This window comes from Streptomyces sp. NPDC049541, assembly GCF_044465725.1.
Classification (GTDB): Bacteria; Actinomycetota; Actinomycetes; order Streptomycetales; family Streptomycetaceae; genus Streptomyces.
The window spans coordinates 329727-350777 of the sequence record NZ_JBITLY010000006.1; the positions used below are offsets into that span (position 1 = coordinate 329727).

Consider the following 21051-nt stretch of genomic DNA (forward strand, 5'->3'; position numbering starts at 1 on the left):
CCTCAGAGAAGGGGCGCCACGTCGGCGCCGAAGGCCGCCATCTGGTCGGTGAGTTCGGTGCGGCTGCGGCTGCGGAACCGCACCTGGATCTGGTGCACGCCCATCGCGCGGTACGCCCGCAGGGACTCCGCGAGCGCGTCCGGGGGGCCGGTCAGGGTGCGGCGGCCGACGTCCCAGGCGGGCGTGCCGAGGTAAAGCGGCTCGGTGATGGCGCCGATCGTGAACGGCCCGTCGAGGGCCGCCTCGTCCCGCAGCCGCCGTATCCGCTCGATCTGCGCGGGCAGCCGGTCCCGCGGGTCGCCCTGCGGCAGCCAGCCGTCGCTCTTGAGGGCGGCCCGGCGTACGGCGGCCGGGGACGATCCGCCGACCCACACCGGCACGTACTCCTGGGCCGGTCGCGGCTGCTGCCCGAGTCCCTCGAAGTCGTAGACCTTGCCGTGGTGTTCGGGGAACTCGTCGGGGCCGAGGGCGGCGCGCAGGGCGTCGATCGACTCGTCGAGCACGGCCCCGCGCCGGTCGAAGTCGACGCCGAGCACCTCGAACTCCTCCCGGACGTGCCCGGCGCCGACGCCCAGGATCAGGCGGCCGCCCGCCAGGTGGTCGACGGTGGCGTACTGCTTGGCCGTCAGCAGCGGATGCCGCAGGCCCACGACGGCGACATGGCTGAGCAGCCGCACCTGCTCGGTCACACCCGCCAGGAAGCCGAGGGTGGCGACGGGGTCGTACCAGACCGTGCTCATGGCGGGGGCCAGCCGGCGCGGGATCGCGACGTGGTCGCAGCTCGCGAGGTAGCCGAAGCCGGCGCGGTCGGCGCTGCGGGCGATCTCCAGCAGGTCCTCGGGACCGGCAGCGGCCTCCCAGCCCTCGGCGTAGATCGTGCTCTGGGACTGGACGGGAAGCTGCATCCCGTACGAGAAGGTGGTCACCGCCAGAGTCCCTCAGGGGTGAGGCCCAGCAGCTCGATGGCGTTCCCGCGCACGATCCGCTCCACCACCTCCGGGTCCAGGTGGCCCATCTGCGCCTCGCCGACCTGCCGGGACTTCGGCCAGGTGGAGTCGGAGTGGGGGTAGTCGGTCTCGTAGAGGACGTTGCCGACGCCGATCGCTTCGAGGTTCTTCAGCCCGAAGGCGTCGTCGAAGAAGCAGCCGTAGATGTGCTCGGCGAAGAGTTCGGACGGCGGGCGGTGGACCTTGTCGGCGACTCCGCCCCAGCCGCGGTTCTCCTCCCAGACGACGTCGGCACGTTCGAGGATGTACGGGATCCAGCCGATCTGACCCTCCGCGTACATGATCCTGAGGTTCGGGAAGCGTTCGAACTTGCCGCTCATCAGCCAGTCGACCATCGAGAAGCAGCAGTTGGCGAAGGTGATGGTGGAACCCACGGCGGGCGGGGCGTCCTTGGAGGTCGAGGGCATACGGCTGCTGGAGCCGATGTGCATGGCGATGACCGTGCCGGTCTCGTCGCAGGCCTCGAGGAAGGGGTCCCAGTCGTCGGAGTGGATGGACGGGAGGCCCAGGTGCGGGGGTATCTCGGAGAAGGCGACGGCACGGACCCCGCGGGCGGCGTTGCGCCGGACCTCCGCCGCCGCGAGCCCGGCGTCCCACAGGGGGATGAGGGTGAGGGGTATGAGCCGGCCCTGCGCCTGCGGTCCGCACCACTCCTCCACCATCCAGTCGTTGTAGGCCTGGACGCAGAGCAGGGCCAGCTCCTTGTCCTCGGCCTCGGTGAAGGTCTGGCCGCAGAAGCGCGGGAAGCTGGGGAAGCAGACCGAGGACTGGACGTGGTTGACGTCCATGTCGGCGAGGCGCTGCGGGACGTCGTACGAGCCCGGGCGCATCTGCTCGTAGGTGATGACCTCCAGCTTGATCTCGTCCCTGCTGTAGCCGACGGCGGTGTCCAGGCGGGTGAGGGGCCGCTGGAGGCCCTCGTACAGCCACCAGTCGCCGAGGGGCCCGTCGTCGCCGGGGGCGCCCATCACCGGGCGGAAGCGGCCGCCGAGGAAGGAGATCTCCTTCAGCGGCGCGCGGACTATGCGGGGGCCGGTGTCGAGGTACTTCTTCGGCAGGCGGCTCTGCCAGACGTCGGCGGGCTCCACGGTGTGGTCGTCGACGGAGATGATCAGCGGGAAGTCCGGGAAGTCCTTCGTGGTCTCCATGGCGGTCACGGTAGCGCCGATCTGACGACCCGTCAGCTATGCGGGAGCCACCAGCGGTTCCGCCGCGGGTGCGAAGAGGAGGTGAGGGCCTTGTGATATCCCGCGCGTCTGCCCGTACAAGCCCTCTCCGCAGCTGACGCATCCGCCATGAACAAGGCAAACTGACGTGGTTGCCCACTGTGTCTAGGGAGACGGCGATGGACGGTGTACCGCGAGTGCCGGAACAGAGGCGGGCCGGCTCCTGCGCGGAGCCTGCCCCGCTGAGCTTCGGCGTGCTCGGTCCGGTACGAGCCCGGCGCGGATCGGAGCAGCTGAGCACCGGCTCCCCGCAGCAACGTGCCCTGCTCGCCGCCCTGCTGCTGCGCGAGGGCCGTACGGCCACCGCGGGCGAGCTGATCGACGCCGTGTGGGGCGACGAACCGCCCTCGCAGGCCCTGGCGGCGCTGCGGACGTACGCCTCCCGGCTGCGGAAGGTGCTGGACCCCGGGGTCCTGGTGAGCGAGTCCGGCGGGTACGCGGTGCGCGGACTGGCCGAGGGCGCCCTCGACCTGGCGGTGGCGCAGGACCTGGCCGCCGAGGCGGAGAAGGCGAAGAGCGCCGGGGACCTGGGCCGGGCCCGTGAGCTGCTCGGCCGCGCGCTGGCGCTGTGGGACGGGGAGGTGCTGGCCGGCGTGCCCGGCCCGTACGCGGAGGCACAGCGGGCCCGCCTGGAGGAGTGGCGGCTGCAACTCCTGGAGTCCCGCCTGGACATGGACCTGGAACAGGGCTGCCACGGGGAGGCCGTGTCGGAGCTGACCGCCCTCACCGCCGCCCACCCGCTGCGCGAGCGGCTGCGCGAACTGCTGATGCTGGCCCTGTACCGCAGCGGCCGCCAGGCGGAGGCGCTGGCGGTGTACACGGACACCCGCCGGCTGCTGGCGGACGAGCTGGGGGTGGACCCGCGGCCGGGGCTGCGGGAGCTGCAGCAGCGGATCCTGCAGGCCGACCCGGGGCTCGCGGAGCCGGCGTCCCCGCAGGCCGAACCGGCCGCCGCCCCGGTCCGCCCGGCCCAACTGCCCGCCACCGTCCCCGACTTCACGGGCCGCGCGGCCTTCGTCCAGGAGCTCGGCGAGGTGCTGTCCTCGGCCGAGGGCCGGGTGATGGCGGTGTCCGCGGTGGCGGGCATCGGCGGCGTCGGCAAGACCACGCTGGCCGTGCACGTCGCCCACCAGGCGCGGACGACCTTCCCGGACGGCCAGTTGTACGTCGACCTGCAGGGCGCGGGGGCACGGGCGGCGGAGCCGGAGACCGTCCTGGGGTCCTTCCTGCGGGCCCTGGGCACGGCCGACTCGGCGATCCCGGACTCCCTCGAGGAGCGGGCGGCGCTGTACCGGTCGGTCCTGGACGGCCGCCGGGTGCTGGTCCTGCTCGACAACGCACGGGACGCGGCGCAGGTACGGCCGCTGCTGCCCGGCACGGAGGGCTGCGCGGCGCTGGTGACCTCGCGGGTGCGGATGGTCGACCTCGCCGGGGCCCATCTGGTGGACCTGGACGTGATGTCCCCCGAAGAGGCGCTGGCGCTGTTCACGAAGATCGTGGGCGAGGAAAGGGTGGCGAGCGAGCGCGAGGCCGCCCTGGACGTGGTCGCGGCCTGCGGCTTCCTGCCGCTGGCGATCCGCATCGCCGCATCCCGGCTGGCGGCCCGCCGCACCTGGACGGTCTCCGTGCTGGCCGCGAAGCTCGCGGACGAGCGCAGACGCCTGGATGAACTGCAGGCGGGCGATCTGGCGGTCAAGGCCACCTTCGAACTCGGCTACGGCGCGTTGGAACCGGCCCAGGCCCGCGCGTTCCGGCTGCTGGGCCTCGCGGACGGCCCGGACATCTCGCTGGCGGCCGCCGCGGCGGTCCTCGACCTGCCGGTGGAGGAGACGGAGGACCTGCTGGAGGCCCTCGTCGACACCTCGCTGCTGGAGTCGGCGGCCCCCGGCCGCTACCGGTACCACGATCTCGTACGCCTCTACGCGCGTGCATGCGCGGAGCGGGACGAGTGGCCGCCGAGCGAGCGCGACGCGGCGATGTCGCGGTTGCTGGACTTCTATCTGGCCACGGCGGCCGGGGTGTACGCGATCGAACGGCCCGGGGACCGCTTGGTGGACCACCTGGAGCCCACCGACTACCCCGGGCTGCGGTTCACCGAACGCCACGCCGCCCAGGACTGGCTGTACGCCGAGGCCAACTGCCTGCTGGCCTGCGTACACCAGTCCCTGGAGGGAAACAGGTTGCGCCGGGCGGTCGACCTCCTGTGGGCCGCGAAGGATCTCGCCGAGTCCGGTGCGAACGCCCGTGACTACGGCGCGAACGCGGTGACGGCACGCGATGCCGCCGCCGAGGCGGGCGACGCCCGCGCCGAGGGGCGGGCGCGCACCGCCCTCACGGATGCCCACCTCGCCGCGGGACGCTTCGACCAGGCGGCCGAGGAGGCGGAGCGGGCGGCGGCCCTGGGCCACGGGCTCGACGACGCCGCGCTCAACTGCTGGGTGCCCAACCACCGCGGCGTCATCGCCGTCTACGGCACCCGCCACGCGGAGGGCGCGGCGCACCTGCAGGAAGCGATCGACAACTTCCGGGCCGACCGGAACCTGGCGGGCGAGGCGAGCGCCCTGTGCAATCTGTCCCGCGCGCACCTGGCGATGGGCCGCACCGAAAGCGCCGTGGAACTGGCCCAGCAGGGCATCAGCATCTACGACCGTCTCGGCCACACCCTGCGCGGCGCCAACGGCCGCTACGCCCTTGGGCTCGCGCTCGCCCAGACCGGCGAACTCGACCAGGCGGTCGCCCAGTTCACGGAGGCACTCGAGGTCTTCCGGGACAGCCGGCAGCGCCTGTGGGAGGGCATGGCCATCTTCCGCATCGCCGAAGTGCGCCTGACCGAACGGAAACCCGCGCAGGCCGCCGCCCTCGCCGAGCAGTCCCTCGCCGTACTGCGGGGCATCGGCGGCGAATGGCGTCGCGGGAACGTGCTGACCGTCCTGGGCCGGGCCCTCGACGGCATCGGGCAGCCCGGCCGCGCCCAGGCCTGCTGGCGCGAGGCACTGTCCATCTACGAGGAACTGGGCTCGGCCGAAGCCGCGGAGGTGCGCTCCCTCATCTCCCCGCTGGCCGCCGCCTGACGCGCCTGCGCGGGCGTTCATCGTTCGTTTATCGCGCTCCGACACTCTGAACGTGTCGATGCGTCGCGTCGGGGGGCAGACGGATCGGCGATGCGGCCCATCACTTATGGTGAACGGCCCGTTCAGTCCGTCCGGCGGTCCTCGGGGGAGTCGCCGGGCGGACTTTGTCAGCACTGTCCCAGGACGTTTCAGGAGTGGAACACCATGGCTGAACCGAAGAAGACCGACGGCACCGTCAAGCCGCTCGACACGCACATCACGGACGCCAAGGCCGGCACCGTCAACCCGCTCGACACCCACATCACGGATGCCGACGCGGGCACGGTCACGCCGCTCGACACGCACATCACGGACGCCAAGGCCGGGACCGTCGGCCCGCTCGACACCCACATCACCGACGAGAAGGCCTGAGGACTCCTCACGGACTCCTCGCAACGGGGATCGGCCGCGGTGGCTCGGAGGGGGAGCCACCGCGGCCGCGGTGTGTTTCAGGATCTGCGCAGTTCCCCCTTCACGACCTTCCCGCTGGCGTTCCGCGGAAGCTCCCCCACGAACTCCACCCGCCTCGGCACCTTGTAGTTGGCCATCTCCCGCCGGGCCCAGGCGATCAGGTCGTCCGAGGTCATCGAGGAGCCCGGACGGCGCACCACATACGCCTTGCCGACCTCGCCCAACCGCGGATCCGGCACGCCGATCACCGCGACGTCGGCCACATCCGGGTGGAGGCCGAGGAGTTGCTCTATCTCCGCCGGGTAGGCGTTGAAGCCGCCGACGATGAACATGTCCTTGATCCGGTCGGTGATCCGCAGGTTCCCGTCGGCGTCGAGGACGCCCACGTCCCCGGTCCGCAGCCAGCCGTCCTCCGTCAGGACCTCCGCCGTGCCCGCCTCGTCCTCGTAGTAGCCGCACATGACGTTGAAGCCGCGGACCAGGACCTCGCCGGGCTCGCCGACCGGCGCCTCGACCCGTACCTCCGTGCCGGGGATCGCGCGTCCTGACGTCGAGGCGATCACCGTGGGGTCGTCGCCGCGCCGGCACATCGTGACGATGCCGCTGGCCTCCGAGAGGCCGTAGGCCGTCAGGACGGTCTCCACGCCCAGTTCCCCGCGCAGCCGTTCCACCAGTTGCAGCGGCACCACCGCCGCGCCCGTCACCACCAGCCGCAGCGCCGAGAGGTCGTGGGCGTCACGGGCGGGGTGGTCCAGCAGGGACTGGTGCAGGGTCGGCGGGCCCGGCAGTACCGAGACCCGTTCCGCCGCGATGTTGGCGAGGGCCGTGTCGATGTTGAACACCGGCTGGGGGATCATCGTCGCGCCGCGCATCAGACAGGCCAGGACCCCGGCCTTGTAACCGAAGGTGTGGAAGAACGGGTTCACGATCAGATAGCGGTCGCCCTGCCGCAACCCCGCGAGGTCGCACCAGATCTCGTACGCCCGCAGCGTCTGCGCATGCGTGATCACCGCACCCTTGGGGCGGCCGGTCGTGCCGGAGGTGAAGACGATGTCCGACGGCCAGGAACCCTCCACCGCCGCCGAGCGCGCCCGCACCTCGGCCGGTCCGAGGCCGTCCCCGCCCGCGAGGAAGTCCTTCCAGGTACGGAAGTCCTCGGGCGCGTCGTCCGACAGCACCACCACCTGGTCGAGATCCGGCAGCCCGGGCCCCCGGTCGACCGCCCGCCGCAGCGAGGCAACGTACGACGTGCCCAGGAACGTGCCCGTGATGAACAGCAGCCGCGCCCCGCTCCTGCGCAGGACGTCCGCCGCCTCCGCCCCCTTGAAGCGCGTGTTGACCGGCACGAGCACCGCACCGGCCGACACCGCGCCCAGCGCCGCCACGATCCAGTCCAGTGAGTTCGGGGCCCAGATCGCGACCCGGTCGCCCGGCGAGACGCCCGCCGCGACACAGGCCGCCGCCGATCGTTCGACGCGGGCGCCCAGTTCGGCGTACGAGATCCGGGTACGGCCCTCCACCACCGCCTCGGCGTCGGCGTACCGCTCGGCCGCCGACCGGACGAGTCCCGGAATGCTGCCCCACTCCACGTCACCGCGCACAACGGCCCCCTACTACTAGCTGACTACCCGTCAGATTAGCTGTAGCCTGACGCCCTGTCAGCTGAGGGGACAGCATGCGGAGGTGCACCAGCATGGCCGGAATCACCGGGATGAAGGACGCCACCGCGATCGCGGGCATCGGGCAGACCCCGTTCGCCAAACGCCTCGACGAGGACGAGCGGACCCTCGCCTGCCGTGCCGTCCTCGCCGCCCTGGACGACGCGGGTATCGCACCCGGCGAGGTCGACGCGCTCGCCTCCTACACCATGGAGGAGACCGACGAGGTGGAGCTGGCGAAGGCCGTCGGCTTCGGGGACCTCACCTTCTTCAGCAAGGTCGGCTACGGCGGCGGCGGTTCCTGCGCCACCGTCGCCCATCTCGCCGCCGCCATCGCCGCCGGCCAGGCCACGGTCGGCGTCGCCTGGCGGTCCCGCAAACGCGGCAGCGGCCCCCGCCCGTGGAAGAACACCACCGTCCAACTGCCCACCCCCGCCCAGTGGACCCGCCCCTTCGGCCTGCTCCGCCCGGCCGACGAGATCGCCATGCTGACCCGCCGCTACATGCACGAGTACGGCGCGACCCGCGACCACCTCTTCAACGTCGCCCTCGCCTGCCGCAACCGCGCCAACCAGAACCCGGCCGCGGTGATGTACGAGCGGCCCCTGACCCGCGAGATGTACATGACCTCCCGCTGGATCAGCGAGCCGCTCTGCCTCTTCGACAACTGCCTGGAGACGGACGGCGCGTTGGCGTGCGTGGTCGTGTCGGCCGAGCGGGCGCGCGACTGCCGGCACCGGCCCGTCTACGTCCACTCCGCCGCCCAGGGCCTGCCCGCCCAGCACCACGGCATGGTCAACTACTGGAACGACGACCCGCTCACCGGCCCCGCCTGGACCGCCGCCCGGCACTTGTGGAAACACGCCGACTTCACGCCTCAGGACGTCGACGTCGCCCAGATCTACGACGCGTTCACCGCGCTCATACCGCTCTCCCTGGAGGGCTACGGCTTCTGCGGCCGCGGCGAGGGCGGGGCCTTCACCGAGCAGGGCGCCCTGGAGATCGGCGGGCGGCTGCCCCTCAACACCGGCGGCGGCGGGCTCAGCGAGGCCTATGTCCACGGCTTCAACCTCATCAACGAAGGCGTACGGCAGCTCCGCGGCACCAGCACCGCCCAGGTCCCGGACGCGGCCACCTGCCTCGTCACGGCGGGGGAAGGTGTCCCCACCTCCGCTCTCCTCCTGAGGAGCTGACCATGCTCGATCCCGTCATCGACTCCGACGGCGCCCCCTTCTGGGGCTACGCCCGCCAGGGCGAACTCCGCGTCCAGGCCTGCGCCGACTGCGGAGAGCCCCGCTTCCCGCCCCGGCCCTGCTGCCCGCACTGCCAGTCCTTCGCGAGCGCGTGGCGGGAGGTCGCCGGTCACGGCCGTATCTGGTCGTACGTCGTGCCCCACCCGCCGCTCCTGCCCGACTACGCGGACCAGGCCCCGTACAACGTGATCGTCGTGGAGCTCACCGACGCGCCACGGATCCGACTCGTCGGCAACCTCGTCGCCGAGGCCGGTGCGCGGCTCGACTCGGTGCCGGCCGGGCGCATCCGGATCGGTGCCAGGGTGCAGGTGGTGTTCACCGGCGAGGGTCTTCCGCAGTGGGTTCTGGAGCGCCCATGAACGTGCAGGTGCTGACCGACAAGGACACCGGCGTCGCGGTCGTCACCCTCGACCGGCCCGAGCGGCTCAACGCCGTCGACCTCACCATGCGGGACGAACTGCGGGCGATCTGGCGGGGGTTGCGGTTCGACGACTCGGTGCGCGCGGTCGTCCTCACGGGCGCCGGGGAGCGCGCCTTCTGCACGGGCCTGGACCGGAGCGCCGTCGTCCCGCAGCCCGACTCCCCCTACATGGCCGACGATCCGCTCCTCCACGTCGGCCCCAAGGCGAACGACCTGTGGAAGCCGGTCATCGCCGCCGTACGGGGAATGGCCTGCGGGGGCGCCTTCTATCTCCTCGGCGAGTCGGACTTCGTCGTCGCCGACACCACCGCCGCCTTCTTCGACCCGCACACCACATACGGCATGGTCAGCGCGTACGAGTCCGTGCTCATGGCACAGCGGATGCCGTACGGGGAAGTGGCGCGGATGATGCTGATGGGGACGGCGGAGCGGATGTCCGCGGAACGGGCGTACGACATCGGGCTCGTCTCCGAACTCACCGAGCCGGGTGGGGCGTTGGCGGCCGCTACGGAGTGCGCGACCGTGATCGCGGGGTATCCGGCCGAGGGCGTCCAGGGGACCGTGCGGGCCCTGTGGGCGGCGAGGGAGGGCGCCGTCGCCGCCGGGTTCGCGCAGGCGGCGCACCTGGTCGCGCTCGGGAACCTCCCGGACGAGCGGCAGGCGGAGCTGTTCGCCGGGCGGCGGAGGGATTTCCGGACGCGATAGGACGTCAGCTCGCGGCCGGCGCCTGGTCGGCCACCTCGCAGTGCTTGATGCGCGCGACAAGGTCGTTGCTGCCGCCCACGTTCACCCTCACCGTCGCCGTCCCGTGCGCGGGCACGTTCGCCATGTCGACCCGGCTTCCGGCGGCACCACCCTTCGCGTCCCGGAAGGTGACGGTGACCTCGAAGGTGCCCGCGGTGTCGTTCGGGTTGCTGACCTCGACGGTCGCGTACGGCTGCTGCACGGTCGCGCACTTCAGCAGGACCGCCATGGCGGGCGACAGCGAAGCGGCCGTGGACGGGGACGCGTACGAACCGCTGCCCCCGGTGGTGGTCGTCGTGTGCGACGACGTGTCGTGGTCCTGCGACGAACTGCTGCATCCGCCGCTGCTGTGATGGTGCTTGCCGATGCCGTGGTGCCGCCCCGAGAAGCCGGTCAGCGACAGGACCACGAACCCGATGACGGCCGTGTACTTGAGTGTGCGCCCCCGTGTATTCACGCCATTACTCTAGCGAACTGCTGTCACGGCCATGTCACCGCGTGGCGACCGCCGCGTACCCGGCGTAGCGTCTAGGTGGGACGGCCGCCGTCCACACCCTTCCGTGACACCGGTACGACGGCCGTCACCCCACAGCTCAGGCAGACCGCGCGGTCCCCGTCCCCTTCTCCGCGTCCAGCGCGTACACACAGCGGTCCTTGCTGCACGCGTACACCACGCCGTCCTTCACGACGGGGGAGCCGGTGATCTCGCCACCGGTGGCGAGTTTCCAGCGCAGCCGCCCGTCGTCGGCCTTCAGGGTGTAGAGCAGGTGGTCCGTGGACCCGAAGTGGATGCGGCCCTCCGCCACCGCGGGGGCACCCACGATGTCGCCGCCCGCCTGGAAGCGCCACTTGGGGGTGCCGGTGACCGCATCCAGGGTGTACAGGCCCTTGCCGCTGCCCACGTGGACGTGCCCGGCGGCCACCAGAACGGGGTCGATCGACGCCCGGGACTCGGTGGCGATGCGCCAGCGGTCGCGGCCGTCGGCGGCATCGAGGGCGTAGACCGTGCCGAGGTAGTCGACCAGGTAGATGCCGCCGCCGGTGACCGCGGGGCCGGGCGCGAAGGTGGGCGGGCACAGGAAGACCGCGGGGGCCTCGAAGTGCCACTTCACATGGCCGCTCGCCACGTCGACCGCCAGGACCCGGGTGCCGGCGGAGACATACACGTACCCGTCCGGGGCGGGCGTCACCCGTACCGGGACGCCGCCGCAGGAGGCCGCGTCGCCGATCGGGTAGGACCAGCGCTCCTTGCCGGTGCGGGCGTCCAGGGCGCGCAGCCGGGCGTCCTGCCAGACGTAGACCGTGCCCTCGTGGACGGTGGGCCCGGCCTCCGGGGACTCGAAGTCGGTCTGCGCCCCGGTGAGTTCCCACAGTTTCTGGCCGTTGGACGCATCCCAGGCCTGGACGCCGCCACCGCGCGTGCCGGTGACGACGGTGCCCCGGTCGGCCTTGAGGGAGTACACCCACGCGTCCGTGGACAGCCGCCACAGGTCGGCGCCCTCACGGCAGTCCAGGGCGAACAGCGTCGGTCCGTCGGAGGCGTGGATACGGCCGTCGGCGACCGCCATCGTCCAGGCCACGTCCCGCGTCTTGAAGCGCCGGCGGCCGGTGGCCACGTCCAGGGCGTGCACCTCGAAGGAGGTGACGTAGACGAGGTCGCCGGAGACCGACGGGGTGCCCCATACGTCGTTCGACATGCGGAAACGCCAGGGGCGCCAGCCTGCCGCGGCCTCCGGGGGCGCGGGCAGCGCGGCGGGTGCCACGGGGTCCGCGCCGTTGACTCCGGGGCGCGGCTTGGACCAGGAGGCGGCCAGGGCGGCCTCCGGAGGAGGTGCCTTCACGGCGGCGGCGCGGACGTCGGCGACCCGCGGCCCCGGCCCGATGGGCACCTGGGCGCCGGCCAGCCGGACGGGGCCGGTGTCGGGGGCGCCGGCGAACACGGGGGACGCCGGTACGACGGGGTCGTGCGGGGGCGGGGGCGGCACGGGGGCGGGGCGGGCGCCGCCGCCGCTGCGGCCGCCGCCCTGGCCCGGCTTGGCCGCCGGGCGGCCGTTGCGGCGCGCCTCGATCAGGCTCACCGCCCGCTCGGGCAGCCAGGCCGAGGCCGTACCGCTGTCGTCGGTGCCGGAGCCGAAGAGGTGCGGGGCCAGCTGGGCCTGGAGGTCGGCCGGGTTGGGGCGGGCGGTGGCCTCCATCTGCATGCAGGACTCGATGAGCGGGCGCAGCTCGTCCGGGAGGCCCTCCAGGTCAGGGCCCTCCCGCAGCAGCATGAAGACCGTCTCGACCGGGTTGGCGCCGTGGAAGGGCGGATGCCCGGTGGCGGCGAAGACAAGCATCGAACCGAGCGAGAAGACGTCGCTCGCGCCGGTCACGGACCGCGAGTCCTTCGCCTGCTCCGGCGACATGTAGGCGGGCGTACCCACCGCCACGTTCGTCATCGTCAAACGCGTGTTCGAAACGCCGGAGGCGATACCGAAGTCGATCACCCGGGGGCCGTCCTCGACGACGAGGACGTTCGAGGGCTTCAGGTCCCGGTGCACCAGACCGGCGCCGTGGATCGACTGCAGCGCCTCGGCCACACCCGCCGCCAGCCAGCGCACCGCCTGGGCCGGGAGCGGCCCGCACTCGTTCACTATCTCTTCGAGGGAGGGCGCGGGCACATACGCGGTGGCCAGCCACGGCACGGCGGCGCGTGCGTCGGCGTCGACCACGGCCGCCGTGTAGAAGCCGGAGACCGCCCGGGCGGCCTCGACCTCGCGCGAGAAGCGGACGCGGAACAGCTGGTCCTCGGCGAGCTCCGTACGGACCGTCTTGATCGCCACGCGCCGGCCGGACGCCGAGCGTGCGAGATAGACCAGCCCCATGCCGCCGGCACCGAGCCGCCCCAGCACTTCGAACGGACCGATACGCCGCGGATCGTGCTGTGTCAGCTGATCCACCACTTGCCTGCCACCTCCCCGTACGGGCCGCGCCGGCCACATCTCTACGCGACCCCGTGCAGCGTCTCACCACCGCACCGCCATGGCGGCACGCACCCTGATTCTTCCTGTCCCGGGCACTGGTTGCGAACCCGGGACCGAGTCGGGATGCCTCACCCCAAAACGGTACGTTTCACCGCACGATCTGTTTCAGTCGGTCTATTTCAGCAGTTTTCAGTCGGTCTGCCTGCGTGATTCCAGCACGGCGAACGACGCCCCCTGATTGTCGGTGACGACGGCCACCCTGCCGTACGACGTCTCGAATACTGGCGCCCAGATCCGGCCCCCGAGACGGCTCACCGTCCCGAGTGCCGCGTCACAGTCCTCGACGCCGAAGTGCACCAGGAAGTGGGGTGGCATCTCGGCCGGGAAGACCTCCGAGACGGCCGCCCGCCCGAAGTCGGGCCTGGCCTCCGGCCCGAACAGGGCGTCATGGAAGAGATCGCCGTAGAAGGTGTTGGCGACCTCCACGTCCCGGGCGTACAGCTCGGCCCATGCGAAGGTGCCGGGCTCGTGCCGTCGGCCGAAGCCGGGGTGGCTGCCCGGCTCCCAGAGCCCGAAGACGGCGCCCTCGGGGTCGGTGACCAGCGCGGCCGTGCCCAGCTCCGCGACCGGCGCGGGCGCCGTGACGACCTGCCCGCCGGCCGCCCAGATCCGGTCGGCCAGTGCCTCGGCGTCCGGCGTCGCGAAGTACACCGTCCACACGGTGGGCAGCCGCCCGTCCGTCTTACGGGCGAGCGCGGCTACCGGCTCCCCCTCCTTACGGGCCCACACGAAGCCGCCGGGCGCCTCCGGCCGGTCCTCGAAGATCCACCCGAAGAGCTCGCCGTAGAACCGCTTCCCCGCCTCCACATCGGGAAGCTGCGCGTCCACCCAGCACGGGACGCCCTCTCCGTACGCGGATGCCCTGTTTTCGGCCATACCGCCAAACTAACGGCGACTCACGCACCCCGCAGGACCAGGCACACCTGTCTCCACCCTCTCGCACACCCCATTTGCAGTCGGCCGAATCGCGCTCCCATCACCCCTCGGTAAGCTGACGACATGACAGGACAAGTGCGTACCGTCGACGGCCGCGTGGCCGGCCGGCGTGGGCAGGCGACCCGGCAGAAGCTGCTCGACTGCCTCAGCGAGATGCTCAGCTCCTCCCCTTACCGGGACGTCAAAGTCATCGATGTCGCCCGGAAAGCGGGGACTTCGCCCGCGACCTTCTACCAGTACTTCCCGGACGTCGAGGGCGCCGTCCTGGAGATCGCCGAGCAAATGGCCGCCGAGGGCGGGCAGTTGACCACCCTCCTGGAGGGCCGCTCCTGGGTCGGCAAGGCCGGCTGGCAGGCCGCGCAGGAACTCGTGGACGGGTTCCTCGAGTTCTGGCGCAAGAACGACGCGATTCTGCGTGTCGTCGACCTCGGTGCGGCCGAGGGCGACAAACGCTTCTACAAGATCCGCATGAAGATCCTCAACTCGGTGAACAACTCCCTCACCGACTCGATCACCGAACTGCAGTCCAAGGGAAGGGTCGACAAGGACGTGAACCCGGCGGCGGTCGCCGGTTCGCTGGTCGCGATGCTCGCGGCGGTCGCCTCGCACCAGAAGGGATTCCAGACCTGGGGCGTCAAGCAGGCCGAACTCAAGCCGAATCTGGCCCTGTTGGTGCACCTGGGTGTGACTGGCAAGAAGCCGACGAAATAGAGCTCCCTTTTTTCCAGGCCCAAGTCCTGTCTGGCAGGCGGTGGTTCACCCGACGGTGAGCCGCCGCCTGCTGCGCTATGCGGGGAGTGGACGGTCCCGCACCACGTGCTTCATCACCAGCGTCGACGTCAGCCGCTGCACTCCAGGCAGCGTCGCCAGCCGCTCGTCGTACAGCCGCTGGAAGGCGGCGAGGTCGGCGGTGGCCACCCGCAGCAGATAGTCGGGCTCACCGAACAGCCGCTGCGCGTCCAGGACATGGGGGATGTCCGCGAGCGCCCGCTCGAACCCGGCGACCGTGTCCCGGTCCTCCTGCCGCATGGAGACGAAGACCAGCGCCTCGAAGGTCAGCCCCACCGCGGCCGGCTCCACCACCGCCCGGTACCCGCTGATCGCCCCCGACCGCTCCAGCTCCCGCAGTCGCCGATGACACGGCGAGACACTCAGCCGCACCCGCCCGGCCAGCTCGGTGACGGTCAGCCGCCCGTCCTGCTGCAGCTCGGCAAGGATTTTCCGATCCACGTCGTCCATGGAGTAGTTCCTTCCATGAATCCGGGCCCGGTGAGCAAAATGCGGCAACACTTTCGGGACATTCGGGCCTAATGTCGCCCTCATGAACACCGGACTGCTGCTTTCCTTCCTCGCCCTCGACCTCCTGCTGGTGTGCGTGCCGGGCGCAGACTGGGCGTACGCGATCACGGCCGGCCTGCGCGGGCGTTCCGTCGGCTGGGCGGTGGGCGGTCTGGTGGCGGGGTACGCGGTGCACACGGCGCTGGCGGTGGCGGGACTCGCGGTGCTGGTGGCGGGCGAGCCGCGGCTGCTGACCGCGCTGACCGTCGCGGGGGCCGGGTACCTGGTGTGGCTGGGCTGGGGAGTGCTGCGCCACCCGGGCACCCCCGGCACGACGGACGAACCCGCCGGGACCTCCCGCGCCCGCGTCTTCCTGCGCGGCGCGACGATCAGCGGTCTGAACCCCAAGGGCCTGCTGCTGTACCTGTCGGTCCTGCCGCAGTTCCTGACCGCCCACGGGAGCCTGCCGGTCCCGGTCCAGACCGCCACCCTCGGCCTGCTCCACATGGCGTGCTGCGCCGCCGTCTACCTCACGGTCGGCCTCGGCGCCCGAGCCGTCCTGGGCACCCGCCCGTCCGCGGCCCGCGCGGTGACGCGGACGTCAGGGGCGGCGATGCTGGGGATCGGGGCGTTTTTGCTGGTGCAGCGGTTGGCGACGTTGTAGCTCATTGAACACTTCCCGCCCGGTTTACGTACGTATGGGCACGTACTCCGCGAAAGGAGAGGCGATCATGAACCTCCTGAAGCGAGCAGCCGTGGCGGTGGCTTCGGCTGCGCTGGTCACCGGAGGCGCGGGCATCGCTTTCGCGGCCCAGCCCGGCGCGTCCTGCGAGGACACCCCCAATCCTCCGGGGAACTCGGTCAGTGCGCCCGGCTCTGCCTTCAACCCCGCCGGCAACGCCGGCACCCACTACGCCGGCGAACAGCCGCAGAACTCCAAGAACGCACACTCGGTCTCCCAGTACGACGTGGCCTGCACCCATAACCAGTCGTCGCACTGACACCGACTACCTCCGCACCACCCTGAACACCCGTATCTCCCGCTCCACCCGAGCCTGATACGTCGCATACGGCGGCCAGAAGGCCAGCAACGCCTTCCAGGCCGCCGCCCTCTCCTCACCCTCCAGCAGCCGGGCCCTGACCGGGATGTCCTGGCCCTTCCAGCTGATCTCGGCGTCGGGGCGGGCGAGGAGGTTGTGGGTCCAGGCCGGATGGTCGGTGCGGCCGAAGTTGGAGCCGATGACGAGCCAGCCGCCCTCCTCCGGCATACAGGCCAGCGGCGTACGACGTGGGAGGCCGCTGCGCGCACCCGTGGTCGTCAGGATCACTCCGGGCAGCATCTGCGCGCTGAGCAGGTACTTTCCGCGCGTCAGGCGGTGTACGGCCCTGTCGAGCCTCGGCACCACGTGTGGCGCCACCTTCGCGAAGCCCCTCGTGGAGGACACCTTCTGCACCAGCCGTTCGCCGATCACACCGCCACCTCGCGACCCTGCTCGAAGAGATGCGCCGCGTCGGCGGCGTGCGCCCGCAGCCGGTGGACCGGCCCGAACAGCAGCTCGTCGCCCGCGGCGCGCTTGAAGTACAGATGAGCCTCGTGCTCCCAGGTGAAACCGATGCCGCCGTGCAGCTGGATCCCTTCGGCGGCGGCGCCGCGCAGCGCCTCAAGGGCCTGCGCAAGGGCGAGCCCGCCCACCCGCTCGCCGTGGGCGGCGGCCCAGGCGGCGTAGTAGGCGGCCGAGCGTGCCGCCTGCACCTGGACGTACACGTCGGCCAGCCGGTGCTTCACGGCCTGGAAGGAGCCGATCGCCCGGCCGAACTGCTCGCGTTGCTTCACGTATGCGACGGTCCGCTCCAGCGCGTGGTCGGCGGCCCCGACGGCTTCGCAGGCCAGCACGGCGGCGGCCGTGTCCCCCACGGCGGAGAGGGCGTCGAGGACGTCATCCCCGTCTTCCGCACCCAGCAACTCGGCTCCCACGTCCCGCAGTTGGACACCCGCCAGCGGACGGGTCGCGTCGAGCGCGGTCCGGCGTATGCGTACGAGCCCGGGCGCCTCCCCCGTCACGAGGAAGAGGAGGGTGCGCGAGCGGGCGTAGCCGCCGGTGTGTGCGGCGACCAGCAGGAGCTGCGCGCTGTGGCCGTCCAGCACCTGGTCGACCTGCCCGTACAGCCGCCAGCCGTCGCCCGCCCGCCGGGCCTGGACGCCTCCCGCGCGCCCCCCGCCCGACCAGTCGCCGTCGCCCGTGCCGGTGAGGGCGAGGGCGGTGGCGAGGGCGGCGCCCGGGACGGCGAGGGCGGCCGTGAGGGTGCCGTCGGCGATGCGGGGCAGCAGGGCGGCTCGCTGCGTTTCGGTGCCGAGGGCGAGGATCAGGGGTGCGGTGAGCACACAGGTCGCGAGGAGCGGGGAGGGGGCGAGGGCCCTGCCCGACTCCTCTGCCACCAGGGCGAGTTCGGTCGTCGAGCAGCCGATTCCGCCGTACGCCTCCGGGAGGGCGAGTCCGGGCAGGCCGAGCCGGTCGGCGAGGGTGGTCCACAGGGCCGGGTCGTGTCCGGCGGGGGTGTCGAGGGCGGCGCGCAGTTCCGCGGGACCGCAGCGTTTGCGGAGCAGTTCGCGCAGGGTGCGGCGGATCCCGTCCTGCTCCGCCGTGAAGCCGGCGTCCATGGCTGTCCCCACTCTCTTCCCTCCAGATCTGACGGTCCGTCATATTAGGAGCGGTGGAACGATATGCACAGAGGCAGGAGGCCTCGCATGACGCAGATGACTTCCCGGAGCCGGAAGGTCGCCGTGGTCGGCGTGGCCCTCTCCGACTGCGGCCGCGTGGACGACGCGACCCCGTACACCCTGCACGCCCAGGCGGCCCGCCGGGCGCTGGCCGACGCGGGGCTGGGCCGTGAGGTGGTGGACGGCTTCGCTTCGGCGGGCACGGGCACCCTCGCTCCCGTCGAGGTGGCGGAGTACCTGGGCCTGCGCCCCACCTGGGTCGACTCCACCGCGGTCGGCGGTTCGACCTGGGAGGTGATGGCGGCCCACGCTGCGGACGCGATAGCGGCGGGCCACGCGAACGCGGTCCTGCTGGCGTACGGCTCGACGGCCCGCGCGGACATCAAGGCGGGCCGCCGCACCGGCGACCTCTCCTTCGGCGCGCGCGGCCCGCTGCAGTTCGAGGTGCCGTACGGCCACACGCTGATCGCCAAGTACGCGATGGCGGCCCGCCGCCACATGATCGAACACGGCACGACCGTCGAGCAGTTGGCGTCCGTCGCCGTACAGGCGAGGGCGAACGCCGCGCTGAACCCGGACGCGATGTTCCGCACCCCGGTCACCGTGGACGAGGTCCTCTCCGGCCCGATGATCGCGGACCCCTTCACCAAGCTGCACTGCTGCATACGTTCCGACGGCGGGGCGGCGGTGCTGCTGGCCGCCGAGGAGTACGTACGCGACTGCCGTACCGCTCCGGTCTGGGTGCTCGGCACCGGGGAGCACGTCTCGCACGCCGCGATGTCCGAGTGGCCCGACTTCACGGTGTCGCCGGCGGCGGTGAGCGGGCGGCTGGCGTTCGAGCGGGCCGGGGTCGGGCCTTCGGAAATGGACTTCGCGCAGATCTACGACGCCTTCACCTACATGACGCTGGTGACACTGGAGGATCTCGGGTTCTGCGGGAAGGGTGAGGGCGGGGCGTACGTGGAGAAGGGGCGGCTGAGGGTCGAGGGCGGGGAGCTGCCGGTGAACACGGACGGCGGCGGGCTGTCGGCCCAACACCCCGGGATGCGGGGGTTGTTTCTGCTGGTGGAGGCGGTACGGCAGTTGCGCGGAGAGGCGGGGGCGCGGCAGGTGCGGGCGTCGGACGGGGAGTTGCCCCGGCTGGGGGTGGCCTCGGGCACCGGGGGCTGGTTCTGCTCCTCGGGGACGGTGGTGCTGGGCAGGTGACCGGCTCGCGGGGGCTACTGGGCAGCCAGGGCCTCGCGCATCGCACGCGCGGTGGAGGCGGGGTCGTAGCCCGCGGGGACACCCTCGACCAGGATGATGTCGCCGTCGATGTGCCGCGAGCGCAGCGGCGCGATCTCCTGATACGCGGGCGAGTCCCACCAGGCCCGCGCCTCGGTGATCCCGGGAAAACCGATCACCACGACATGCCCGGGCCAACTGCCCTCCTTCACCTCGTGCTGCGTGGCGTGCACCAGGAAACGGCCGCCGTACGGCTCGAAGGTGCCGGATACGCGCTCGATGTACTCGGCGATCTCCGGGTGCGGGGCGGCCTCCCGCAGGTGGGCTATGGCGTAGGCGGTCATGGCGTGTTGCCGTCCTTCCGGTCGGTCGGGGTCCGTATGCCGACGATCGTGGCAGGGCCGGCGTGGTGGGGTCGATGACCTGAGAGGTAAGGGGCCAAGGGAGCGTCATCATCGCGTCTTGAACCCGCAAACAGTCCTTTTGAACCCGCAAACAGCCCTTCCCGGCGGATCACAGCCTCCGGTACTGCTGGTCTCTGCTCATGTACCAACAACGGGGGAGCGGGAATGAGCCAGTTCGGTGTCGACCCGGACACGCTGAACGAACTCGCCGGGAAGTTCGACAGGGAAGCGAAGGACCTGGCGAAGCCGATCGACGCCTTCGCGGCGTCCGCGTCCCAGATCGGAGAGGCCTTCGGCCTGCTCGGCGCCTGCGACGGTGCGGCGCAGAAGTACCAGACGCTGCTGACCAGCACTCTCAAGGCACTCGGGCAGCTGCCCGGCGTGCTCACCAGCGACGGCGACCGCCTGCGCCTGAACGCCACCAACTACCAGAACTCGGACCAGACAGCCGTGGACCATCTGCGCGCCGCGACCCAGCCCGCGGGAGGCCCGGCGTGAGCATCAACAGCTGGATCGACGGCAAGGTTCTGGACATCCTGCAGGCCTGCGGGGTGGAGCTCCCGGGTGGCAACGGCGACACGCTCCGCACGATCGCCGGTGCCTGGGACACCATGGGCAACGAGCTGACCGAGGTCGCGCACGCCCTCGACGTGCAGATCCAGGGCATCGACAAGCAGGGCTGGCACGGCGAGGCCCACGATGCCTTCGAGAAGCACTGGGCGGAGCAGAAGCGCGTCATCGACGATGTCGCCCACAACTTCCACCAGGTGGCCGACGGGCTGCGGGCGTACGCCGACGAGATCGACAAGATCAACGAGGAGATCATCGACATCTGTGTCGAGATCGCCGAGATGGAGATCGCGGGCGCCGCGCTGTCCTTCTTCACCGGCTTCCTCTCCGACCTCGTCGCGAACACGGCCGTGGCCACCCGGGTCGCCAGGATCGTCGACCTGGTGAAGCTGTTCAGCTCGGCGGCGGAGAAGGTGGCGGCTCTGCTGGAGCGGTTCGGTGCGCTCAGCGAGGCCGGGGCGGCGAGGCTGGCGAAGGTGGCCGAGTTCGCCGCGAAGTTCCTCAAGAAGGGGGCGGAGAGTTTCGTCACCAATTTCGTGGCGGACTCGGGCAGCGCGATGCTCAACCAGGCGGTCACCGGGCAGCCGATCACGGTGGGCAAGGATTTCTCCACCGGCGGCAAGGAGGCCCTGGGCACGGCCGCATTCACCGCAGGCGGCGGGGCACTGGCCGAGGGCGCCGACCTGACGGGCGCGGTCGGCAAGGTCCTCAGCGGCGAGGGCAGGGTCGGCAGCGCGGTCAACGGCTCGCTGGGCAACATCAGCGGCGGCCTCACGGCTGACGTGTGGAACCGCCAGGACGGCGCGACGATCGGATGGGACGCGGCGACGAACGCGCTGACCGGAGCGACCGGGAACGCCGCCAACGACGCCCACTTCCACCACATGGAGGAAGGCGGCAGCCTCGGTGGCGAACACCTCAGCGACCGGGGCAGGCTCGCCGACGCCGCATACAAGAACTCCGCCGGCACCGGCCTCAACACGGCGGTCTACGCGGCGGGCTCGGGCATCGAGTCGGATGCCCAGGAACTGGTCAAGGACGCCAAGAAAGCGAGCGAGTGATTCGTG

General features: G+C 71.6%; 21 protein-coding genes. 11 read left to right on the forward strand and 10 right to left on the reverse strand.

Features of this window, described 5'->3' with window-relative positions; all coding sequences use genetic code 11:
- Nucleotides 1-2 precede the first annotated feature (2 nt).
- Complete coding sequence (locus ACIBW9_RS24005) at nucleotides 3-905, reverse strand: LLM class F420-dependent oxidoreductase (RefSeq protein WP_398958709.1); 903 nt, start codon at nucleotides 903-905, stop codon at nucleotides 3-5.
- Nucleotides 906-922: 17 nt separating this feature from the next.
- Complete coding sequence (locus tag ACIBW9_RS24010; protein WP_398958188.1) at nucleotides 923-2155, reverse strand: amidohydrolase family protein; 1233 nt, start codon at nucleotides 2153-2155, stop codon at nucleotides 923-925.
- Nucleotides 2156-2352: 197 nt separating this feature from the next.
- On the opposite strand from ACIBW9_RS24010, the gene ACIBW9_RS24015 reads away from it, so the two are divergent.
- Together ACIBW9_RS24015 and ACIBW9_RS24020 are read left to right on the forward strand one after the other, a co-directional pair.
- Nucleotides 2353-5304, forward strand: a complete 2952-nt coding sequence (locus tag ACIBW9_RS24015; protein ID WP_398958190.1) for a BTAD domain-containing putative transcriptional regulator — start codon at nucleotides 2353-2355, stop codon at nucleotides 5302-5304.
- Nucleotides 5305-5508: 204 nt separating this feature from the next.
- Nucleotides 5509-5715 carry a hypothetical protein gene (locus ACIBW9_RS24020; protein ID WP_398958192.1) on the forward strand — a complete coding sequence of 69 codons (207 nt, stop codon included), beginning with the start codon at nucleotides 5509-5511 and terminating at the stop codon, nucleotides 5713-5715.
- A 77-nt stretch (nucleotides 5716-5792) separates the two neighbouring features.
- Here the strand turns inward: ACIBW9_RS24020 and ACIBW9_RS24025 are convergent, their stop codons facing one another.
- Nucleotides 5793-7355, reverse strand: a complete 1563-nt coding sequence (locus tag ACIBW9_RS24025; protein ID WP_398958193.1) for a FadD3 family acyl-CoA ligase — start codon at nucleotides 7353-7355, stop codon at nucleotides 5793-5795.
- 92 nt (nucleotides 7356-7447) lie between these two features.
- On the opposite strand from ACIBW9_RS24025, the gene ACIBW9_RS24030 reads away from it, so the two are divergent.
- The 3 genes from ACIBW9_RS24030 to ACIBW9_RS24040 are packed head-to-tail and all read left to right on the forward strand — an operon-like array spanning nucleotide 7448 to nucleotide 9791.
- The gene (locus tag ACIBW9_RS24030) at nucleotides 7448-8605 is read left to right on the forward strand and encodes a lipid-transfer protein (protein ID WP_398958195.1); all 1158 of its coding nucleotides are present in this window, start codon (nucleotides 7448-7450) and stop codon (nucleotides 8603-8605) included.
- Nucleotides 8606-8607: 2 nt separating this feature from the next.
- Entirely contained in the window at nucleotides 8608-9024 is a 417-nt protein-coding gene (locus ACIBW9_RS24035) for a Zn-ribbon domain-containing OB-fold protein (RefSeq protein ID WP_398958197.1), read from the forward strand.
- Complete coding sequence (locus ACIBW9_RS24040) at nucleotides 9021-9791, forward strand: enoyl-CoA hydratase/isomerase family protein (protein ID WP_398958199.1); 771 nt, start codon at nucleotides 9021-9023, stop codon at nucleotides 9789-9791. The genes ACIBW9_RS24035 and ACIBW9_RS24040 overlap by 4 nt, the downstream gene beginning before the upstream one ends.
- A gap of 4 nt (nucleotides 9792-9795) precedes the next feature.
- On the opposite strand, the gene ACIBW9_RS24045 is transcribed toward ACIBW9_RS24040, so the two are convergent.
- The 3 genes from ACIBW9_RS24045 to ACIBW9_RS24055 form a co-directional block, all read right to left on the reverse strand.
- Complete coding sequence (locus ACIBW9_RS24045) at nucleotides 9796-10287, reverse strand: hypothetical protein (protein WP_398958201.1); 492 nt, start codon at nucleotides 10285-10287, stop codon at nucleotides 9796-9798.
- A gap of 136 nt (nucleotides 10288-10423) precedes the next feature.
- On the reverse strand, nucleotides 10424-12772 hold the full coding sequence (locus ACIBW9_RS24050; RefSeq protein ID WP_398958203.1) for a PQQ-binding-like beta-propeller repeat protein: 2349 nt from the start codon (nucleotides 12770-12772) through the stop codon (nucleotides 10424-10426).
- A 210-nt stretch (nucleotides 12773-12982) separates the two neighbouring features.
- Nucleotides 12983-13729: a VOC family protein gene (locus ACIBW9_RS24055; protein WP_398958205.1), complete on the reverse strand. Its 747-nt coding sequence runs from the start codon at nucleotides 13727-13729 to the stop codon at nucleotides 12983-12985.
- Nucleotides 13730-13852: 123 nt separating this feature from the next.
- Between ACIBW9_RS24055 and ACIBW9_RS24060 the strand changes: the two genes are divergently transcribed.
- Nucleotides 13853-14500 (forward strand): TetR family transcriptional regulator, encoded by a 648-nt coding sequence (locus ACIBW9_RS24060; protein WP_398958207.1) that lies wholly within the window; start codon nucleotides 13853-13855, stop codon nucleotides 14498-14500.
- A 75-nt stretch (nucleotides 14501-14575) separates the two neighbouring features.
- Here ACIBW9_RS24060 and ACIBW9_RS24065 read toward each other — a convergent pair whose 3' ends face one another.
- Nucleotides 14576-15028, reverse strand: coding sequence for an Lrp/AsnC family transcriptional regulator (locus tag ACIBW9_RS24065; RefSeq protein ID WP_398958209.1), 453 nt, complete (start codon nucleotides 15026-15028; stop codon nucleotides 14576-14578).
- Nucleotides 15029-15110: 82 nt separating this feature from the next.
- Here ACIBW9_RS24065 and ACIBW9_RS24070 point away from each other — a divergent pair, with 82 nt between their 5' ends.
- The gene (locus ACIBW9_RS24070) at nucleotides 15111-15731 is read left to right on the forward strand and encodes a LysE family translocator (protein WP_398958211.1); all 621 of its coding nucleotides are present in this window, start codon (nucleotides 15111-15113) and stop codon (nucleotides 15729-15731) included.
- Nucleotides 15732-15798: 67 nt separating this feature from the next.
- The gene (locus ACIBW9_RS24075; protein WP_398958215.1) at nucleotides 15799-16068 is read left to right on the forward strand and encodes a hypothetical protein; all 270 of its coding nucleotides are present in this window, start codon (nucleotides 15799-15801) and stop codon (nucleotides 16066-16068) included.
- Nucleotides 16069-16074: 6 nt separating this feature from the next.
- On the opposite strand, the gene ACIBW9_RS24080 is transcribed toward ACIBW9_RS24075, so the two are convergent.
- On the reverse strand, nucleotides 16075-16539 hold the full coding sequence (locus ACIBW9_RS24080) for a nitroreductase family deazaflavin-dependent oxidoreductase (protein ID WP_398958217.1): 465 nt from the start codon (nucleotides 16537-16539) through the stop codon (nucleotides 16075-16077).
- Nucleotides 16536-17726: an acyl-CoA dehydrogenase family protein gene (locus ACIBW9_RS24085; RefSeq protein ID WP_398958711.1), complete on the reverse strand. Its 1191-nt coding sequence runs from the start codon at nucleotides 17724-17726 to the stop codon at nucleotides 16536-16538. Before ACIBW9_RS24085 ends, ACIBW9_RS24080 begins: the two co-directional genes overlap by 4 nt.
- A 96-nt stretch (nucleotides 17727-17822) precedes the next feature.
- On the opposite strand from ACIBW9_RS24085, the gene ACIBW9_RS24090 reads away from it, so the two are divergent.
- Nucleotides 17823-18992, forward strand: coding sequence for a thiolase C-terminal domain-containing protein (locus tag ACIBW9_RS24090; RefSeq protein WP_398958713.1), 1170 nt, complete (start codon nucleotides 17823-17825; stop codon nucleotides 18990-18992).
- 14 nt (nucleotides 18993-19006) lie between these two features.
- Here the strand turns inward: ACIBW9_RS24090 and ACIBW9_RS24095 are convergent, their stop codons facing one another.
- Complete coding sequence (locus tag ACIBW9_RS24095) at nucleotides 19007-19354, reverse strand: DUF1330 domain-containing protein (protein ID WP_398958219.1); 348 nt, start codon at nucleotides 19352-19354, stop codon at nucleotides 19007-19009.
- Between the two features lie 225 nt (nucleotides 19355-19579).
- On the opposite strand from ACIBW9_RS24095, the gene ACIBW9_RS24100 reads away from it, so the two are divergent.
- Nucleotides 19580-19912, forward strand: a complete 333-nt coding sequence (locus ACIBW9_RS24100; RefSeq protein WP_398958221.1) for a type VII secretion target — start codon at nucleotides 19580-19582, stop codon at nucleotides 19910-19912.
- Nucleotides 19909-21045 (forward strand): WXG100 family type VII secretion target, encoded by a 1137-nt coding sequence (locus ACIBW9_RS24105; protein WP_398958223.1) that lies wholly within the window; start codon nucleotides 19909-19911, stop codon nucleotides 21043-21045. The genes ACIBW9_RS24100 and ACIBW9_RS24105 overlap by 4 nt, the downstream gene beginning before the upstream one ends.
- Nucleotides 21046-21051: the final 6 nt, after the last annotated feature.

Bases quoted from the DNA above. Each gene is read 5' to 3' on its own strand.
- ACIBW9_RS24060 (WP_398958207.1), top strand. From the start codon at position 13,853: ATGACAGGACAAGTGCGTACCGTCGACGGCCGCGTGGCCGGCCGGCGT.
- ACIBW9_RS24040 (WP_398958199.1), top strand. From the start codon at position 9,021: ATGAACGTGCAGGTGCTGACCGACAAGGACACCGGCGTCGCGGTCGTC.
- ACIBW9_RS24035 (WP_398958197.1), top strand. From the start codon at position 8,608: ATGCTCGATCCCGTCATCGACTCCGACGGCGCCCCCTTCTGGGGCTAC.
- ACIBW9_RS24020 (WP_398958192.1), top strand. From the start codon at position 5,509: ATGGCTGAACCGAAGAAGACCGACGGCACCGTCAAGCCGCTCGACACG.
- ACIBW9_RS24100 (WP_398958221.1), top strand. From the start codon at position 19,580: ATGAGCCAGTTCGGTGTCGACCCGGACACGCTGAACGAACTCGCCGGG.
- ACIBW9_RS24085 (WP_398958711.1), bottom strand. From the start codon at position 17,726: ATGGACGCCGGCTTCACGGCGGAGCAGGACGGGATCCGCCGCACCCTG.
- ACIBW9_RS24070 (WP_398958211.1), top strand. From the start codon at position 15,111: ATGAACACCGGACTGCTGCTTTCCTTCCTCGCCCTCGACCTCCTGCTG.
- ACIBW9_RS24030 (WP_398958195.1), top strand. From the start codon at position 7,448: ATGGCCGGAATCACCGGGATGAAGGACGCCACCGCGATCGCGGGCATC.
- ACIBW9_RS24005 (WP_398958709.1), bottom strand. From the start codon at position 905: ATGCAGCTTCCCGTCCAGTCCCAGAGCACGATCTACGCCGAGGGCTGG.
- ACIBW9_RS24090 (WP_398958713.1), top strand. From the start codon at position 17,823: ATGACTTCCCGGAGCCGGAAGGTCGCCGTGGTCGGCGTGGCCCTCTCC.
- ACIBW9_RS24055 (WP_398958205.1), bottom strand. From the start codon at position 13,729: ATGGCCGAAAACAGGGCATCCGCGTACGGAGAGGGCGTCCCGTGCTGG.
- ACIBW9_RS24065 (WP_398958209.1), bottom strand. From the start codon at position 15,028: ATGGACGACGTGGATCGGAAAATCCTTGCCGAGCTGCAGCAGGACGGG.
- ACIBW9_RS24015 (WP_398958190.1), top strand. From the start codon at position 2,353: ATGGACGGTGTACCGCGAGTGCCGGAACAGAGGCGGGCCGGCTCCTGC.
- ACIBW9_RS24010 (WP_398958188.1), bottom strand. From the start codon at position 2,155: ATGGAGACCACGAAGGACTTCCCGGACTTCCCGCTGATCATCTCCGTC.
- ACIBW9_RS24095 (WP_398958219.1), bottom strand. From the start codon at position 19,354: ATGACCGCCTACGCCATAGCCCACCTGCGGGAGGCCGCCCCGCACCCG.
- ACIBW9_RS24075 (WP_398958215.1), top strand. From the start codon at position 15,799: ATGAACCTCCTGAAGCGAGCAGCCGTGGCGGTGGCTTCGGCTGCGCTG.